This is a genomic window from Arenibaculum sp., from assembly GCF_035998295.1.
GTDB lineage: Bacteria > Pseudomonadota > Alphaproteobacteria > Azospirillales > Azospirillaceae > DASYHS01.
In genome coordinates this window covers 1-3916 of sequence record NZ_DASYHS010000090.1, presented here as the reverse complement: position 1 = coordinate 3916, position 3916 = coordinate 1, and the positions used below count along the sequence as shown (strand labels likewise).

Below are 3916 nucleotides of genomic sequence, written 5' to 3'. Positions count from 1 at the left end.
CCGGGTGCGGGCGACGTGGCGGAGCAGCTGCGGGACCGGTTCGGTCCACGGCACTACCGGCTGGACGTGCGCCGGGCCCCGATGATGCGTCTCGCCGTGGCGTTCGACCCGGTCCGCGACCGCTGGGTCGGCGTATGGCTGCTGCACCATCTGTCCATCGACCATACGACCCTGGAGCTGATCGAAGCGGAGATCCAGCCGCACCTGCTGGGCCGTGGGGACGTGCTGCCGGCGCCGCTGCCGTTCCGCAACTTCGTGGCCCAGGCGCGGCAGGGGATCGGCGCCGGGGAGCACGAGGCGTTCTTCCGGTCGATGCTGGGCGACGTCGACGAGCCGACGGCGCCGTTCGGGCTGACGGACGTGCGCGGCGACGGCGGCGGGATCGCCGAGGCGCGACGCGTGGTCGAGGCAGGGCTGTCGCGCCGCCTGCGGTCCGCGGCGCGCGCCTTGAAGGTCAGCCCGGCCAGCCTGATGCACGTCGCCTGGGGCCAGGTCGTGGCCCGGGCCTCGGGCCGGCGGGACCCGGTGTTCGGCACCGTGCTGTTCGGTCGCATGCAGGGCGGCGAGGGTGCCCACCGGGTCATGGGCATGTTCATCAACACCCTGCCGATACGCCTGCGGCTGGATGGGACGGGTGCGCAGGACAGCGTCGTCGAAGCCCACCGCGTCCTGGGTGAGCTGATGCTGCACGAGAACGTGTCCCTGGCCCTTGCCCAGCGCTGCAGCGCGGTCGCGCCGCAGACGCCGCTGTTCAGCGCGCTCCTGAACTATCGGCACAGCGCGAGGCCGGAAGTCGCGAACGCCCTGAGAGCCTGGCCCGGGATCGAGCAGATCAGGGGCGAGGACCGCACGAACTATCCCCTGACCCTGTCGCTCGACGATTACGGCGAGGACTTCGCCCTGGTGGTGCAGGCCGGCGGCGGGGTGAGCGCGGAGCGGGTGTGCGCCATGATGCACCGGGCGCTGGAGACCCTGGCCGAGGCGCTGGAGCGCCGCCCTTCCACGCCGGTCGGCGAGCTGGACGTCCTGCCGCCCGAGGAGCGCCGCCGGCTGCTGGTGGAATGGAACGACACCGCGGCGCCGTATCCGGTGGAGCGCTGCGTCCACGAGCTGTTCGAGGAGCAGGTCGCGCGCAGCCCCGACGCACCGGCGGTCGCCTTCGAGGGCACGACGCTCACGTACCGCGAGCTGAACGCGCGGGCGAACCGGGCGGCGCACCGCCTGCGCGCGCTGGGCGTGAAGCCCGACGACCGGGTGGCGATCTGCGTGGAGCGGTCGCTGGAAATGGTCGTGGGCCTGCTGGCGGTCCTGAAGGCGGGCGGGGCCTATGTGCCGCTCGACCCCGCCTATCCGGCCGAGCGGCTGGCCTTCATGCTCCAGGACAGCGCGCCGGTGGCGGCGCTGACGCACGGACCGGTTCGGGCCGTGCTGGAGGCGGCAATGGCCGGGCAGGCGGCGCATCCGCCGGTGCTGGACCTGGAAGAGGACGGGCCCGCACCCGATACGGACCCTCGGGTGCCGGGCCTGACCAGCCGCAATCTCGCCTATGTCATCTACACCTCCGGGTCCACCGGGGTGCCGAAGGGCGTGATGATCGAGCACGCCAGCACCGTGAACCTGATCGAGTGGGGGCGCCGGGCGTTCGCCGCGCGGACCCTGGGCCGGACGCTGTTCTCGACCTCGATCTGCTTCGACCTGTCGGTCTACGAGTGCTTCCTGCCGCTGGCCGCGGGCGGCACCGTGGAGGTGGTCGAGGACGCGCTGGCGCTGAGCCGGTCACCGGCCGCCCCCAGCCTGATCAACTCGGTACCCTCGGCCGTCGCGGCGCTGGTCGAGGAGGCTGCGGTGCCGGACGCGGTGCTGGGCATCAACCTGGCCGGAGAACCGCTGAAGCGGCCGCTGGTGGAGGCGATCTTCCGCACGACGGCGGTCGGGGAGGTCTGCAACCTTTACGGCCCGAGCGAGACGACGACCTATTCGACCTGGGTCCGGATGGACCGGCGGAGCGGGTTCGTCGGGCATATCGGTCGGCCGATCGCGAACACGCGGCTCTACCTGCTGGACGGGCGGATGGAGCCGGTGCCGGCCGGCGTGGCGGGCGAGATCTGGATCGGCGGGGCGGGTGTGGCGCGCGGCTACCTGAACCGTCCGGAGCTGACATCCCAGCGCTTCGCCGCGAACCCGTTCGTCGACGGCGATCGGCTGTACAGGACCGGCGATCTCGGCCGCTACCTGCCGGACGGGAACATCGAGTTCCTGGGGCGCAACGACTTCCAGGTCAAGGTCCGCGGCTTCCGGATCGAGCTGGGCGAGATCGAGGCGCTGCTGCTGGAGCATCCCGGCGTGCGCGAGGCGGCGGTGCTGGCGCGCGAGGACCAGCCCGGCGACGTCCGGCTCGTCGCCTACCATGCCGGCACGGCGGAGCCTTCGTCCCTGCGCGAGCATCTGTCGTCGGCCCTGCCGGACTACATGGTGCCGGCGGCGTATGTCCGGCTCGATGCCCTGCCGCTGACGCCGAACGGCAAGCTCGACCGCAAGGCGCTGCCGGCGCCGGACGGCGACGCCTACGCATCCGAAGCCTATGAGGCACCGTCGGGGCCGGTGGAGGAGACGATGGCGGCGATCTGGGCCGAGGTGCTGGGCGTGGAGCGGGTCGGCCGCAACGACGATTTCTTCGATCTCGGCGGACACTCCTTGCTGGCGGTGCGCGTGGTCATGCAGGTCCAGCGACGGATGGGAGTCGGCATGGAACTGGCGGCCTTCTTCTCGCATCCCCGGCTGGCCGACCTGGCGAAGCGGACCGTACTCGCCGGCTGGATCGCCGACTCGGCGAGGCAGAAGGGGTTCGAGCGCGGCGACCACGTCGAGGAGGGCGTGCTGTGACCAGCCGTCCGGAAGACCCGAGCGAGACTTCAAGCACGAGGCCCACCTTGACCACGGTTTCAGATCTCCTGCTGTCCCTGCGCGACCGGGGTGTCCAGCTTTGGCGGGACGGCGAGGCCTTGAGGTTCCGCTCTCCGAGCGGCGCGCTTTCCCCGGCCGAGCGCGAACGGCTGTCGGAGCATCGCGACGACATCCTCGCCCTGCTCGACGCGGCTTCGGGCGCCCCCCTGACGCCGTTGGCGGCGGCACCCCGGGGCGACCGCCCGCCGCTGTCCTTCGCCCAGCAGCGCCTGTGGTTCCTGTCGCGGATGGGGGCCCGGGTCAGCGAGGCCTACCACATCCCGCGCGGCTTCCGGCTGCGCGGCCGGCTGGACGAGACGGCGCTCAGGAAAGGGCTCGACCGCCTGGTGATGCGCCACGAGGCGTTGCGCACGCGCTTCGAGGAGGTGGATGGGGAACCGTTCCAGCACGTCGACGCCGGGGGCGAGGGTTTCGTGCTGACGCGGCACGACCTGTCATCCGCGGCCGATCCGGAGGCCGCGCTCGACGCGGCGATGGCGGCCGAGGCGGCATTGCCGTTCGACCTGGAACGGGGGCCGCCGATCCGCGGCCGGCTGATCCGGCTGGCCGCGGACGACCACGTGCTGCTGGTCACCATGCATCACATCGTCTCCGACGGCTGGTCGATGGGCGTGATGGCCCGGGAGCTGAGCGTGCTGTACCGCGCCTATGCGGAAGGCGGCGAGGACCTGCTGGAGCCGCTGGCGGTGCAGTATGCCGACTACGCGGCGTGGCAGCGGCGCTGGCTGGCGGGCGACGCGCTGGAACGTCAGGCCGCCTATTGGCGCGAGACGCTGTCCGATGCGCCGGCGCTTCTGGAGCTGCCGACCGACCGGCGGCGGCCGGCGCAGCAGGACTATGCCGGCGCCTTCCTGGGGCTGGAGCTGGACGAGGAACTGACGGCCGGGCTGAAGGCGCTGGGCCAGCGGCACGGGACGACGCTGTTCATGACGGTGCTGGCGGGCTGGGCGCT

2 protein-coding genes are annotated in these 3916 nt (G+C 72.2%); both read left to right on the top strand.

What is annotated here, in order from left to right; genetic code table 11:
* Positions 1-2883 (top strand): non-ribosomal peptide synthetase (locus tag VGO20_RS10245; RefSeq protein ID WP_327502233.1); only part of this gene is annotated, 2883 nt, incomplete at its 5' end.
* A gap of 47 nt (positions 2884-2930) precedes the next feature.
* A partial coding sequence (locus tag VGO20_RS10240) for a condensation domain-containing protein (protein WP_327502232.1) occupies positions 2931-3916 on the top strand: 986 nt, incomplete at its 3' end.